At 59.8% G+C, this 14,363-nt stretch carries 13 protein-coding genes; 5 read left to right on the top strand and 8 right to left on the bottom strand.

Annotated features, from left to right (window positions below; all coding sequences use genetic code 11):
- Window positions 1-11: 11 nt before the first annotated feature.
- A complete protein-coding gene (locus tag ACXMYO_RS01630; RefSeq protein ID WP_457807604.1) occupies window positions 12-1,151 on the bottom strand; it encodes a GNAT family N-acetyltransferase in 1,140 nt (379 codons plus the stop codon).
- A 167-nt stretch (window positions 1,152-1,318) separates the two neighbouring features.
- On the opposite strand from ACXMYO_RS01630, the gene pncB reads away from it, so the two are divergent.
- Entirely contained in the window at window positions 1,319-2,485 is a 1,167-nt protein-coding gene (gene pncB / locus ACXMYO_RS01625) for a nicotinate phosphoribosyltransferase (protein WP_457807603.1), read from the top strand.
- A 72-nt stretch (window positions 2,486-2,557) separates the two neighbouring features.
- On the opposite strand, the gene ACXMYO_RS01620 is transcribed toward pncB, so the two are convergent.
- The 4 genes from ACXMYO_RS01620 to gap form a co-directional block, all read right to left on the bottom strand.
- Entirely contained in the window at window positions 2,558-3,397 is an 840-nt protein-coding gene (locus ACXMYO_RS01620) for a dienelactone hydrolase family protein (RefSeq protein WP_457807602.1), read from the bottom strand.
- Between the two features lie 176 nt (window positions 3,398-3,573).
- Window positions 3,574-3,894 (bottom strand): hypothetical protein, encoded by a 321-nt coding sequence (locus tag ACXMYO_RS01615; protein ID WP_438766342.1) that lies wholly within the window; start codon window positions 3,892-3,894, stop codon window positions 3,574-3,576.
- 240 nt (window positions 3,895-4,134) lie between these two features.
- On the bottom strand, window positions 4,135-4,815 hold the full coding sequence (locus ACXMYO_RS01610) for a haloacid dehalogenase type II (protein WP_457807601.1): 681 nt from the start codon (window positions 4,813-4,815) through the stop codon (window positions 4,135-4,137).
- A 96-nt stretch (window positions 4,816-4,911) separates the two neighbouring features.
- On the bottom strand, window positions 4,912-5,913 hold the full coding sequence (gene gap / locus ACXMYO_RS01605; RefSeq protein WP_438766338.1) for a type I glyceraldehyde-3-phosphate dehydrogenase: 1,002 nt from the start codon (window positions 5,911-5,913) through the stop codon (window positions 4,912-4,914).
- Window positions 5,914-6,404: 491 nt separating this feature from the next.
- On the opposite strand from gap, the gene glk reads away from it, so the two are divergent.
- The 3 genes from glk to ACXMYO_RS01590 are packed head-to-tail and all read left to right on the top strand — an operon-like array spanning window position 6,405 to window position 9,102.
- Window positions 6,405-7,367 carry a glucokinase gene (glk, locus tag ACXMYO_RS01600; RefSeq protein ID WP_457807600.1) on the top strand — a complete coding sequence of 321 codons (963 nt, stop codon included), beginning with the start codon at window positions 6,405-6,407 and terminating at the stop codon, window positions 7,365-7,367.
- Window positions 7,364-8,233, top strand: a complete 870-nt coding sequence (locus tag ACXMYO_RS01595; protein ID WP_438766334.1) for an aldose epimerase family protein — start codon at window positions 7,364-7,366, stop codon at window positions 8,231-8,233. The genes glk and ACXMYO_RS01595 overlap by 4 nt, the downstream gene beginning before the upstream one ends.
- Before the next feature lie 5 nt (window positions 8,234-8,238).
- Window positions 8,239-9,102, top strand: a complete 864-nt coding sequence (locus tag ACXMYO_RS01590; protein ID WP_438766332.1) for an aldo/keto reductase — start codon at window positions 8,239-8,241, stop codon at window positions 9,100-9,102.
- A gap of 273 nt (window positions 9,103-9,375) precedes the next feature.
- Here ACXMYO_RS01590 and ACXMYO_RS01585 read toward each other — a convergent pair whose 3' ends face one another.
- The 3 genes from ACXMYO_RS01585 to zwf form a co-directional block, all read right to left on the bottom strand.
- Window positions 9,376-10,038: a bifunctional 4-hydroxy-2-oxoglutarate aldolase/2-dehydro-3-deoxy-phosphogluconate aldolase gene (locus ACXMYO_RS01585; protein WP_438766331.1), complete on the bottom strand. Its 663-nt coding sequence runs from the start codon at window positions 10,036-10,038 to the stop codon at window positions 9,376-9,378.
- A 124-nt stretch (window positions 10,039-10,162) separates the two neighbouring features.
- Entirely contained in the window at window positions 10,163-10,843 is a 681-nt protein-coding gene (gene pgl / locus ACXMYO_RS01580; RefSeq protein WP_457807599.1) for a 6-phosphogluconolactonase, read from the bottom strand.
- Window positions 10,830-12,311 (bottom strand): glucose-6-phosphate dehydrogenase, encoded by a 1,482-nt coding sequence (gene zwf / locus ACXMYO_RS01575; RefSeq protein ID WP_438766329.1) that lies wholly within the window; start codon window positions 12,309-12,311, stop codon window positions 10,830-10,832. Before zwf ends, pgl begins: the two co-directional genes overlap by 14 nt.
- A 602-nt stretch (window positions 12,312-12,913) precedes the next feature.
- Here zwf and ACXMYO_RS01570 point away from each other — a divergent pair.
- Complete coding sequence (locus ACXMYO_RS01570; RefSeq protein WP_457807598.1) at window positions 12,914-14,356, top strand: sugar porter family MFS transporter; 1,443 nt, start codon at window positions 12,914-12,916, stop codon at window positions 14,354-14,356.
- Window positions 14,357-14,363: the final 7 nt, after the last annotated feature.

Here is a 14,363-nt window from a genome sequence, read left to right as displayed (position 1 = left end):
GCCACCGGAGGTCAGTTCTCGCGACGAAATGGCAGCATACTGGCCGCTTCGAGGCGCATCTGCTCCATGACCGTCTCCTCGCGCGCCAGAAAATCCGCCACGGCGTCGCGAAAACCATCGTGGCCCAGCCAGTGCAGCGAGCGCGTGGCGGTCGGCTCGAACCCGCGGGCGATCTTGTGCTCGCCCTGGGTGCCCGGATCAAAACGGGACAGCCCGACATCCAGACAGTGCTCGATGCCCTGATAGTAGCAGGCTTCAAAATGCAGGCAGCTGGCCTCGACCTCACTGCCCCAGTAGCGTCCATAGAGCGTAGTCGAGCCGCGCAGGCACAGCGCTGCGGCCACGGGTCGCGACGTCTCGTCCAGCGCCTGAACCAGTACCAGGGCGTCGGGCATCTCCTCGAGCAATCGATAAAAGAACTCGATGTCCAGATAGCCGCGCTGGCCGTGCTCCAGATAAGTGATCTGATAGCAGCGATAAAAGTGCTGGATGGCCGTCCGGTCGATCTCCTGGCCGGCCAGACGGCGCATTGTCAGCCCCTGCTCGGCCACACGGCGGCGTTCACGACGCACTTCCTTGCGCCGCTTTGAGGTCATGGCCCCCAGAAAGCTCTCGAAATCGCCGTAACCCCGGTCAAACCAGTGATACTGCATGCCGCTGCGCTGGAGCAGCTCGGGCCAGCGCTGACACCACTGTTGGGCAAGCGCGGCGTCGGGAAACAGCAAATGCCATGACACCAGACCGGCACTTTCAAGATGCTCGGCCATGGCGGTCAGTGCCTCATCGGCATCGATATCGGGCGCAAGCAGCAACCGCGGGCCGGTCGCGGGGGTAAAGGGAATGGCGCTGAGCTGCTTGGGATAGTACTGCCCGCCGGCGCGCTCCCAGGCATCGGCCCACTGCCAGTCAAAGACGTACTCACCCCAGGAGTGGTCCTTGAGATAGCGCGGCATGGCGCCCACCAGCCGCTCACCCTGCCATATCGTCAGGTGGTGCGGGGTCCAGCCGGTACGCGAGGAGACGGCCCCGGTCACCTCCAGGGCGTTGAGAAACTCGTGACGGATAAAGGGGTAATCCGAACCTGCCAGCGCATTCCACTGCAGCGCATCGATATCGGCCATTGCACCGATATCGCAAATATCGAGACTCATGGCGCCTCTCCAGCCGGGTACATGATAGGGATACAGGATAGAAGGCTCTGACGCGCCCGACTCGGCCCGGAGGGTGGCAACGCTTCGGGATGGAGTCCGCCTGGCTGCTGCGCTATGCTGTCGAGCTATCGCTTAAATGGCCATCAACAGAGATGCCGACTCGCTCAATGCTGCATTCGATCCTTGATAATGACTTCTACAAGTTCACCATGCAAAACGCCGTGGTGAAACTGTTTCCCAACGCTTATGCGCGCTACAGCTTTATCAATCGTGGCGAGCATGCCTTCCCGCCCGGCTTTGGCGAACGGCTCAGGGAGCAGGTAGATGCCATGGCCGCGCTGCGGCTGACGGGCGAAGAGCGCCATTTTCTGGAAGTCACCTGCCCCTATCTCGACCCGACCTATCATGACTTTCTGGAAGGCTTTCGCTACAAGCCCCATGAGGTCACCATCGAGCAGCACGGCGAGACGCTGAGCGTCACCATCGAGGGGCTCTGGTATCGCACCATTCTCTGGGAAGTGCCGCTGATGACGCTGATCAGCCAGATCTGGTACGAGATGCTCGATGAGCAGCGCGACAGCGATGAACAGGTCACCCGGCGCACGCGTGAAAAGATCGAGCATTACGGGGAGCTGGGCGTGCGCATCGCCGAATTCGGCACCCGCCGGCGCCACTCCTATGAAGTACACGATCTGGTCGTAAGCACGCTCAAGCGCTACGGTGGCAGTACCTTTACCGGCACCAGCAATGTGCACATGGCCCATCGCCACGGGGTCAAACCGCTGGGCACGCACGCCCACGAGTGGTTCATGTTCCATGCCGCCCGTTTCGGCTTCAAGATGGCCAATACGCTGGCACTGGAGAACTGGGTCGAGGTCTATCGCGGCGATCTGGGTATTGCCCTGTCGGACACCTTCACCACCCAGGTCTTTTTTGAAGGCTTTGACAAGATGTTCGCCAAGCTCTTTGACGGTATTCGCCACGACAGCGGCGACCCCATCGAATTCGCCAAGGCGACCATCGATCACTACGAACACTACGGGATCGACCCGCGCAGCAAGACCATCATCTTTTCCGATGCGCTGGACACCCACAAGGTCGAAAAGATCACGCGCTTTTGTGAAGGGCGTATCGGCATGTCATTCGGCATTGGCACCAACTTCACCAACGATGTCGGTCTCAAACCGATGAACATGGTGGTCAAGATGACCGAAACACGCCCCGAGGGGGATCAGTGGCTGCCGGTCGTCAAGCTCTCCGACATTCGGGCCAAAAACACCGGTGACCCGGGCATGATTCATCTGGCGCGGCGCATTCTGTCCCTGCCTCAATAAGGGGCATGGCCGATAACAAAGGGGGCCGCTACGGTAGACACCGCACCGGCCCCCTTTTCATGAAGCATCATTCTATTTTGCGGCGGCCGGAGGCGCGGCAAAGACCTTGTTGAACACGTTGAGCATGACCTGCCAGCTGGCGGCATCGGCGGCGGCGTTGTAGGCCAGCGGCAGATCGAACTCGCGCGCCTTCGCATCCACATACGGATTGGTAAAGGCGTGCATGGCGCCGGGATACTGGATCAGCGTGGCCTCGGTCTCCACGCCTTCAAAAGTCTCCATCAAGGATTCAAGCGCCGATTGCTCGACCATCTGATCGCTCGCCCCGTTCTGGATGATCACCCGCCCGTCAAAGTGGCTCGGCGTTTCGACCACCTGCCCGGGGCTGCCGTGAAAGCTCACCGCGGCCTTGAACGGCATGCCGTCCAGTGCAGCGTTAAGCGCCACGCCGCCGCCGAAGCAGTAGCCGATGATGGCCATGCGTGAGTCGTCCACGCCCGGCGTGTCCTTGAGCGCCTCGATGGCGGTTTCCAGATTGTGCCGGGCACCGGGCCAGTCGTTCATTACGGCACTCGAGAAACTGCCGGCCTCATCAGGATGGGTGGCCGTCTTCCCACTGCCGTACATGTCCACGGCAAAGGCGACATAGCCGAGCGCGGCCAGCTGCTCGGTGCGCTGGCGAATGTAGTCGCTCAGCCCCCACCACTCGTGAACCACCAGCACCACGGGGCGCTTGCTGTCCGTTTTGGTGTCGCGAGCCAGATAGCCGGTGTAGTTTTCGCCATCCACGCTATAGGTCAGGGTGCGCGTTTCAACCTTCGGCCCCATCTGCCCCGGCGCACCCTCTTCACCCCAGGTGTTGACGCTGGCCAGCATCAACCCCATGCCGATTCCCAGAAACATGGTTCTCATGAAAGCTCCCCTGCTGTGGTCTGTTGGTTTTGTAGTGCCATCGCACACGACAGTATAAGAAGACATGGCATACGGCGGTATTATTCTGTGGCGTCACGTCCTGCAAGCCATATAAAAAGAGGGCCTCGCCGGTGATGGCGAAGCCCCCTTTCACGAACGTAAAACGATAGCGCGGCTCAGGCGCGACGCTGCTCGGCCACCACTACCGGCGCCTGGCTGTGCGTCTGCTCATCGACGGTATCGGTCGAGGAGACTCCCTTTGCCTGTGACGCTGCACGCGCAAGGCTTGCCCGAACAAGGTCGCGGAGCTGGTCGCAGGTAATGATGATGCGCTCTGCGCGAGGCTGTCCCTGCCAGATGACATCGATGACCGGATGTTCCCGCGTTTGATCGATACCGACGATACGCCCCTGCCGCTCCCGACGTGCATCCTTCAGCGTTGATCCCAAAAGCTGATGGACACCGCTGACACATTGTTTTCCGGTTACGTATGGCATGGCTGGCTGACCTGTTGCTGCCATTGAACGGCAGTCATTTCGGGTGCATTGCTGCACGCAAAAGAATCAATCAAGGTTGACAAATCATTCGTTTTAAAGCGCAACCTTACCATATTGAACTGATCAGAACACGGTATATTTGTCAATAAAATTGTCGCCATAATGCGACACTTTCGCCCCTTCAGGCCAGCCATCAGGCGGAAATCGGGGCACACGGGATACCCCGATTATTGCTTGATATCAGCGTCCTTCGGCCAGCTTTTGCGCCAGTTCATCGAGGCGTTCGACTTCGATATTTGGTACAAGCGCGGGGTCTTCTATCAATGCCGTTTTGTCACGATGAATCCAGGCCGCCTTTAAACCGGCATGACGAGCGCCCTGAATATCCCAGTTATTGCTCGAGACCAGCCAGGCATTTTCGTGGGCCACATTCATGCGCCGTGTCATATGGTGATAGACCACCGGGTCGGGCTTGAAGCGTTTAATGTCGTCAACGCTGACCAGCGCCTCGAAATGATGGGCAAGCCCTGCATTGCCCAGCACCGCCTGCATGGCGCTTTCGGTGCCGTTGGAAAAGGCCACACAGCGATGGCCGGACGCCACCAGCGAAGCAAGTGCTGCATCGACCTCCTCAAAGGCAGGCAGCCGGGCATAAGCCGATAGCCACTCATCCCGGGTGGCGGCATCAACATCGACACCCTGCGCCGCGATGGCCACATCAAGCGCGTCACGGGTACACACCGAGAATTCAACATAGCGGCCCATCAACCCGCGGCGAAAGGCCAGCTGCAGCTGGCTGGCACGCCACTGGGCGGCGACCGCTTCTGCGCTGTCGCCCAACGTCGGACGCAACACATCGGACATGGCACCCGGGTTGATCAGCGTACCGTAAACATCAAAGGCCAGTAGGGTCTGTGTCATTTCTCCTCCATGAGAAAGCTGTGTATTCAGAAAATGCGTCAAAAAAGGACGCCCGAAGGCGTCCCTTTATAGAGCGATAACATTACAGGGTAATGCTTAAAGCGTCTTGCCCATGGCCAGTGCCGTATCCAGCATCCGGTTGGAAAAGCCCCACTCGTTGTCGTACCAGGACATGACCTTGACCAGCTTGCCGTTGACACGTGTGTGGTTGGTGTCAAAGGTCGAGGAGCTGGGGTTGTGGTTGAAATCGATCGAGACCAGCGGCTTCTCGTTGATGTTCAACACGCCCGACTTCTCGGCGGCATCGCGCATGATCTGGTTGATCTCGTCACGGCTGGTCTCGCGCGAGGCCGTAAAGGTCAGATCCACGACCGAGACGTTGATCACGGGCACGCGAATGGCGAAACCGTCCAGCTTGCCGTCAAGCTCGGGCAGCACCTTGGCCACGGCCGAGGCGGCACCGGTCTTGGTTGGAATCATCGACTGCGTGGCGCTGCGCGCGCGGAACGGGTCGGAATGATAGACGTCAGACAGGTTCTGATCATTGGTGTAGGCGTGGATGGTGTTCATCAGGCCGGTCTCGATACCCACGGTATCGTTAAGGGCCTTGGCTACCGGCGCCAGGCAGTTGGTGGTGCACGACGCATTGGAAACCACGGTGTGGCCGGCTTCCAGTACGTTTTCGTTGACACCAAAGACGATGGTGGCATCGGCATCACCGCTCGGACCGGAAATCAGCACCCGCTTGGCGCCGGCTTCAATATGCTTGGCAGCGGCATCGCGCTTGGTGAAGATACCCGTGCATTCCATGACCAGATCGATATTCAGATCGCCCCAGGGAAGCTTGGCAGGATCCCGCTCGGAGAGAATGCGAACACGGTCGCCGTTGACGGTAAAGCTTTCGTCGTCATGCGTAATGTCGGCGTTGAAATGGCCGTGCGTGGTGTCATTTTCCAGCAGCAGCGCATTCAGCGCCGGGTCGCCCAGATCGTTGATGGCAACGACCTCGATACGGTCACGATAACCCCCTTCATAAAGTGCACGAAAGGTGTTTCGTCCGATACGTCCGAACCCGTTGATTGCGACACGAAGCGTCATGTTTTCTCCTCCTGCGACATTGGATGAAGCTCATCACCGACAGGTTAATGAGCCGCAATTCTCTCGGTTTTCGGCCCCTGATTGTCTAACGTGGGGTCATTTTTTCTGACCTCAATGGCCTGTTGTAAAGCACTGTCCATATTGGTGCCATCGATCAAACCGGACAGGCACCAATATTTTTGCGTTCGCCGCGATGTGATGCCCGGACAAGTCTGGCCCGGGACAACGAATTACGCCAGAGCCCATCGTCTTTGAGTGACCCGGCCCCTGCCTGAGGCGGCAGAGCTTATAAAAGCCCTGTCGTCGACAACGGCCACAAAATGGATGAATCGTGTCAAACCAGGCGCAACCCGGTAAAGTCCTGCCTGTGTGACATGCTTTATCCTGTATGCCCCCTCGCCAGCGTGTTGCCACAATGACTGATATTCTGGCGATAGCGATGAGCAGGACATGTTTCAAAGACTTATAGAACCTCAGGAGTACCATTCGCCATGACACGCCCCGCCCTGGTCGGCGATATCGGTGGCACCAACGCCCGCTTCGCCCTGGTGACCCCCGGCGCCTTCGATCTGCATGATATCCAGACGCTGGCCTGTGCCGATCACGCCAACCTTGATGACGCGGTCAATGCCTATCTTGCCAGTGTCGATGGTGAGCGGCCGATCGAGGCCTGTCTGGCCTTTGCCTGCCCGGTACACGATGACGAAATCAAGATGACCAACAATCCATGGCGTTTTTCCAAAAACGCCATGAAACAGAGTCTTGGCCTGGACAACTTCAAGGTCATCAACGATTTTACCGCCATGGCGCTGGGACTGCCCCATATTCCCGACGAGGATCTGGTCAACCTGGGCAACGGCCACAGCGAAGCCGGACGCGCCCGACTGGTGATCGGCCCGGGCACCGGCCTGGGGCTGGCCGGCCTGGCACCGAGTCAGCGTTTCTGGATCCCGCTGTCGGCCGAAGGCGGCCATGCCAGTTTCGCCCCGGTCGATGACTTCGAGATTCGTCTGCTGCAGTGGTTTCGTGGACGCTATGGTCGCGTCTCGATCGAGCGCGTTCTGTGCGGCCAGGGCCTTCTGGATATCTACACGGCCATGTGTGAGTTCGAAGGTCATGGCTGCCGCCTTGAAACGCCGGCATGCGTGACCGAAGCCGCCCGCAGTGAAAAGGATCACGTCGCCCATCAGGCCGTACTGCGCTTTTGCAAGATTCTCGGCGATGCCACCGGCGACGCCGCCCTGACGCTGGGTGCCCGCGGCGGTGTTTATCTGTGCGGCGGGATCCTGCCACGCATCCTCGATGTGCTCCGGATCAGCGATTTTCGCAAGGCCTTTGCCGACAAGGGACGCATGAGCCCCTACAATGCCGATATCGCGACCTGGGTCGTGACCGCCAAATGGACCGGACTGCTGGGCGCGGCCGAAGCACTCCACAACGAGGAGGTGACATGATCCCGGATGCACTAAGCGAGCTTTTGTCCTCCACTCAGGGGCAGCGTGATGCCACCTGGCAGGGGCGTTCGCTGCTGGTCATCAACGATGACTGGGGCCAGCTGATTCTCTCCCGCCACGGCGGTCACCTGCTGCACTATGCCCCGGCCGGTGAGCGCGGCTGGCTCTGGACCACGTCCACGCCCAAGGCGCCGCCGGAGGCGCTTCGCGGCGGCGTGCCACTGTGCTGGCCCTGGTTTGGCGAGCCCGACGATGGCCAGGGGCCGATGCACGGGCTGGCCCGTACGGCCGACTGGCGCATCGACGCCGTCGACGAGGATGTGGAAGGCGGTGTGGAAATTCACCTGTCGCCCGAAACGAAGCTGCATGACATGCTCGCGCCCCGGCTGGTCATTCACGCCAACGCGCAGCGTCTGGCCATGGAGCTTGTCACCGAGCACATCGGCGAAACGCCGATACGTCTGACCCAGGCGCTGCACGCCTATTTCGCCGTCCCGGACACCCATCAGTGCCGCATCGAGGGGCTGGGCGGGGCGCGCTATCTCGACAAGCTGGCCGACTACGCCGAGGCAGAACAGACCGGCGTGCTGGGCATTCGCGGGGCGCTGGATCGCATTCATCACTCCAGCCGACCGCTGGTGCTGGACGACGGCCAAAGGCGTTTGAGAATTGCCAAGCAGGGCAGCGACTCGACCGTGGTCTGGCATCCGGGTGATAAGCTGCCGAGCGACATCCCTGATCGTGAACGCCTGAACTTTCTCTGCATCGAGCCGGCATGTACCCGTCTGGATCCGGTCTGGCTCGCCCCCGGGGCGCAGCACGTCCTGTCGATGCACATAAGCCCTGAATCCCCGGCCCAGGAATAACGCTGATGAGCACGAATGTTGCGCCCTTCGTGATCGGTCTGCGTCAGCTGCCGTATTACGACAGCCTGAAAACGCCCGAGGCCGTGGCCGCCTGGTTTGAGCAGCGCCTTGAAGAAGGGCTCTGTGAATTTGATCACAGCGATCTCGAAAGGGATCAGGAAGCCCTGCTGGGACAGGCCATCCGGCAACTGTCGGGCGAGTCCGCCCGACAGCTGCAGTTCGACATGGGCGTTGGCGTGATTCCGGCACGGCGCAACGACGACCCCTTTGGCGCCAAGTATTACGACACGCGCCCCGAGTATCTTGATGAGGTCGTGGATCGCGCGCTGAAGCAGCTGGGCCTGGAGCAGCTCAACACCCTCATGCTCATGCGCCCCGATCCGCTGATGGATGTGGAAGCCACCGGAAAGGCGCTGGACGCCATTATCGACAGCGGTCGGGCGCGCCGGATTGGCGTGGCCAACTTCCTGCCCGCCCAGTGGCGCCATCTACAGGCCGCCATGAAGACACCGCTGGCCTGTCAGCAAATGGAGATGTCGATCGCTCGCAGCCAGATGCTTTTTGATGGCATGTGGGACAGCCTGCTGCGCGACAACATGTCGGGTCTGGCCGGTTCCCCACTGTGGGGCGGGCGCATCTTTGAAAACCAGCTGGGTCAGGTGCTCAAAACGATGGCTGACACCCACCAGGTCAGCCCTGCCGGCGTTGCGCTGGCCTGGCTCAACACCATCCCGGGCCGACCCAGGGCGGTTGTGGGCACGCTTCGGCCTGCACGACTTCAGACACTGGCCCACGATGCCGGCCTGACGCTGAGCCGGCCGGAGTGGTTCGCGTTGCTGGAAGCGGTTCGCGCCTGTCGCGTCCCCTGACGCCTTGCGTCAGGACGCTCAAGGGCTGTCCGCTTTCGAGCGGGCAGCCCTTTTGTTTTCCTGCGCGCCTTCCGGCATCGATACCGGTGGCACCGCAGGCAGGACTACCGATTGGGCGAGCCGCACCCAATCTCTGACACGATTTCTGAAGCAGCGCCAAAAAAAAGCCCGCCTCAAAACGAGACGGGCAAAACAACAGCCGAGGCTGCCGAGAGAGTCGGTAGCGACAGGTTGTTTATGCCCTGTCGTCTGATAATTCGATTAATGCATTACTCAGTGCTTGATGGTGGCAACGGTCTCACGAGCGATGGCGCGGATGCCGTCCCAGTCCTCGTTTTCAATCAATTCCTTTGGCGCTATCCATGTCCCGCCCACGCACATAACGTTGCGAAGCCTTAGATAGTTTTCCGCATTGTCAGGCGTAATGCCACCGGTCGGGCAGAACTGAACATCGCCCAGCGGGCCTGCCAGCGCCTTGAGCGCAGCGACACCGCCGCTGGCTTCAGCCGGGAAGAACTTGAAGCGACGATAGCCGTACTGCCAGCCGGTCAGAAGCTCGGTCGCGGTTGCGATGCCCGGCAGCAGCGGCACCGGGCTCTGGATACCGTACTCATACAGGCGATCGGTCGTGCCGGGTGTGACCACAAAATCCACGCCGGCGTCTTCTGCGCGGCGATACTGGGCAGGCGTCAGCACCGTACCGGCGCCAATGCTGGCTTCGGGCAGTTCATCACGCAGCCGATACAACGCTTCCATGGCGCAGTCCGTTCGCAGGGTGATCTCCAGTACGGTCAGGCCACCCTCATAAAGCGCGCGACACAACGGCACGGCATCCTCGATGCGATGAATGGTCAGCACCGGAATTACCGTGGTCCGCTGACAGATGCTGTCAATTTCGGTCGTACGTGTGGACGGTAGCTGCTTGTCCGATGCCATGAGGCCTCCTGATCATCACCCCGGCGGTATACGCCGCACTAAACGAATCGAGGATCATCATTCTCGATTCGGCTCTGTTTGTTTGCCCGGCACTGCCTGAGTCGCCGGGACATGGTTTATCGTGTCATGGCGCCCAGTAAAGTGCCAGCGGCGCATCAAGAAAAGCCCGAATCGGCAGTTCATTGCGATCGCTTCCGGCCATGGCGCTGGCCAGCACGGTCTTTTTGTCGGCCCCGTTGAGATGCAGATAGCGACGGCGCGAGCGCATGAGGCGATCGCGCGTCAGAGAGATTCGCGGCTGGCCAACGCTTGGCGCATGAGCGGCAATCACCAGCGCCTCGCTTTCCAGCCCCTCGGCAAGCTGCTCACTGTCCGGGAAAAGCGAGGCCGTATGGCCGTCGCCGCCCATGCCCAGTACCACCACGCTGGCAGGCCAGGTCAGCGCCGCAAGGCGCTGACCGACGTCTTCTGCCCCATCTTCGGGCGTCTTTTCGTCATTGACAAGCGGATGGAAACGGGCCTGGGCTGCGGCGTTGATCAGCATATGGGTGCGCACGAAGCGATCGTTGCTGTCATCGTGGTCGGTCGGCACCCACCGCTCATCGGCCAGCGTAATGTCTACCCGGGACCACGGCAGCTCAAGGGCGCTCAGCGCCTGCATGAACGGTTTCGGCGTGCTGCCGCCCGAAAGGACCAGCGTCACCCGCTCCTGGTGTTCAAGGTCTTCCCTGAGCGCGCCGGCAATGCTGACGGCCAGATCGTGTGCCAGACGCGTTCGCGCGTCATCTGCTTCAGTAGTCTTCATACCAGCTTCGTCCGTCCTGGGTGATCATGCCAATGGAGGAAACCGGGCCCCACGAGCCTGCCGGATAGCGCTTGGGCATGATGTCGCGCGCCTCCCAGCCCTGAATCAGCTGATCGATCCAGCGCCAGGAGTATTCGATCTCGTCACGGCGCACGAACAGATACTGTTGCCCCTTCATGACCTCAAGCAGCAACCGCTCGTAGGCGTCGGGAATACGCGCCGAGGGGAAGGCCTGGTGAAAGTCCAGATGTAGTGGTCCGGTACGCAGACGCATGCCCTTGTCCAGCCCGCTGTCCTTGGTCAGCACCTGCAGCGCAATGCCCTCGTCGGGCTGCAGCCGGATGATCAGCTTGTTGGCCGCCATGCTGCGCTGGTCGTTATCAAAGATGTAGTGCGACTGCGGGCGGAAGTGAATCACGATCTGCGAGAGCTTTTCCGGCATGCGCTTGCCGGTGCGCAGATAAAAGGGCACGCCTGCCCAGCGCCAGTTCTGAATCTCGGTTTTGAAGGCCACAAAGGTTTCGGTGCGCGAGTCGACGTTGGCGCCCTCCTCCTCGAGATAGCCCGGCACCGACTTGCCGGCAATGGTACCGGCGATGTACTGGCCCCTGACTACATCGGTGTCCAGACGCTCGCCTTCAAACGGGCGCAGCGCCTTGAGCACCTTGACCTTTTCATCGCGAATGCTGTCCGCATCGAGATTGGAAGGCGGGTCCATGGCGATCATGCACAAAAGCTGCATCAGATGGTTCTGGACCATGTCGCGCAGCTGGCCGGCCTGATCGAAATAGCCCCAGCGCCCTTCAATGCCGACCGTTTCTGCCACGGTAATCTCGACATGCGAGATATGGCTTTGATTCCACTGACTGCCGAACAGCGGATTGGCAAAACGCAGGGCCAGCAGATTTTGAACCGTTTCCTTGCCCAGATAGTGGTCGATGCGATAGATCCGGCTTTCGTCAAACACGGCGCCGATGGCGTCGTTGATCTGCTCGGAGGTCTGAAGCGAATAGCCGATCGGCTTTTCGACCACCACGCGGGATTCGTCATCCAGACAGCCGCTTGTCGACAGGTTAGCGCAGATATCACCGTAAAGACGCGCCGGCACCGACAGATAGATGGTCAGCGGTCTCGGACTGTTGTCGTGCCACCGGGCAATCTGGTTGTAGCTTTCGGGAGAGGCAAAATCGATTTCGATATAGTCCAGCCGCGCCAGAAACCGATTCATGCTCTCCTCGGTACGCTCATCGGGGCGTACGCGGGTTTCCAGTGCATCGCGCACGCGCGCACGGAAGGCATCCTTGTCGTATTCCTGACGCGCCAGACCCAGAATACGGGTCTCGGGCGCCATCAGCGCTTCGCGATCCAGATGGTAGAGCGCAACATACAGCTTGCGCAGGGCCAGATCGCCCAGCGCACCGAAAAGCGCCAGATCGACAGCAGTACTGTTGTCGTCTTTCACACTCATGCCGTGCTCCCTTCCCGGTTTGGTAGATTTCCGACAACGTTAGACATCAGCACATCATCCTCGCAACACATTGCTTCTTCCATCAGGGCAGCAGGTAGCAGCCCCATTGTCTGCCCCTGAGGGTATGAACACTGTCGAACCAGTATCCGGCATGGCGGGCAGACCGTTGGCACAGGCATGGCTGCGCGCGACCCTGATCATGCGTCATTTGACAGGATAGTTCGGCGGCATCGAGGCTGCATGAGGCCACAATGATATCAGTACTCTTTTGCCTTGGGGATGAGATTTTCACAACGTATTGATTGCCATGACCCGCCCATAAACGCCCAAATCATAAGCCTTTGGTCTAATACGTCATGGCACTCACTAGCCTTACCCTACCTTAACAATTTTATTATGGTGCGTACGATTCTCGGCGCCATCCGCTACCCATCGGTCACCATTTCTCCGGTTTTTCCGAAACGGTTCGCTTCAGAGAACCCTGCTCTCTGCATGTGACAGCAAATGCCCATAATGGCGCAGTACACAGGCATCGGCGCTGGTAGTTTATGGCTGACACGATTAAGCACTTCACTTTCATCATGGCTGTATAAGGAAATGACATGGTAGGTCACTCAGGGGGCAGCTCAGGCGCTGCACAACAGGGTCAGGACAAGCCGGACGCGGTCATAAATGCCGATATCGTGCCCATGGTATGGCTGAGCTGCGGCCTGGCCGCTCTGGCCGGCCTGCTGTTCGGCATGGATATCGGCGTCATTTCGGGCGCCCTGCCCTTTATCGTCAACGAGTTTCACATCTCCACGCTGATGGAGGGCTGGATTGTCAGCTCCATGATGGTCGGAGCCGCGCTGGGTGCGATGGGCGCCGGCGCCGTTTCCCAGCGCTTTGGCCGCAAAAAGGCGCTGATGTACAGCTCGCTTTTGTTTTTTGTCGGTGCCATGGTGGCCGTCATGTCGACCAGCCCGCACATTCTGGTCATCGCCCGCATTCTGCTGGGCCTGGCCGTAGGCGTAGCCTCCTTTACGGCCCCGCTGTATCTTTCCGAGGTCGCCCCCGAACGCATTCGCGGTACCACCATCTCCTTTTATCAGTTGATGGTGACCATCGGCATTCTGGCCGCTTTTGTTTCGAACCTGGCCTTTAGCTACATCGAAAGCTGGCGCTGGATGTTCGGCGTTTTAATGATTCCGGCCGCCATGCTGTTTATCGGGGTGCTCATGGTGCCCAACAGCCCGCGCTGGCTCGCCTCGCGAGACCGCTTTGAGGAAGCTCGTGAAGTACTTACCAGACTGCGCAGCAGCAAGGTCGAAATCGACTACGAAATGGGCGAAATCGAGGAGAGCATCAACGCCGAGCAGAAAAGCCGCGGCTTTCAGATGTTCAAGGAAAATCCCAATTTCCGTCGTTCGGTGATGCTGGGCATCTGTCTGCAGCTGGTTCAGCAGTTCACCGGTATGAACGCCATCATGTACTTCGCCCCGCAGATCTTTCAGATGTCAGGCTTTGAAGGCACCGCCGCCCAGCTCTGGAGCACGGTCGCTACCGGTCTGGTCAACGTGCTGGCCACCTTCATTGCCATCGGCTTCGTGGATCGTCTGGGCCGCAAGCCGATCCTCTACGCCGGCTTTACCGTCATGGCTGCCAGCATGGCCATTCTGGCCTCCATTCTGGTCATTGGCCCGACCACCACCTTTTTGCAGTACACCGGCATGGCCTCACTGCTGATCTTCGTCGCTGGCTTTGCGATGTCGGCAGGCCCGCTGATCTGGACCCTGTGCGCCGAGATCCAGCCGCTCAACGGCCGTGACTTCGGCCTGAGCTGCTCAACGGTTGCCAACTGGGTGGGCAACTTCGCCATCGGCCAGTTCTTCCCGGTCATGATTGCCGCCATCGGCGGCGCCATGACATTCGGCATTCTCTCGGTACTCAACGTGGTCTTTATCATCTTCACGCTGCTGCTGATCCCCGAAACCAAGGGCATCTCGCTTGAGAAGATCGAAAAGAACCTGATGAGTGGCAAGGCGCTCAAAAACATCGGCAGCTGATCACCCC

Source organism: Kushneria sp. EE4, assembly GCF_977968315.1.
Note: the sequence above shows the minus strand (reverse complement) of the source record. Positions and strands in the feature narration are given on the sequence as shown.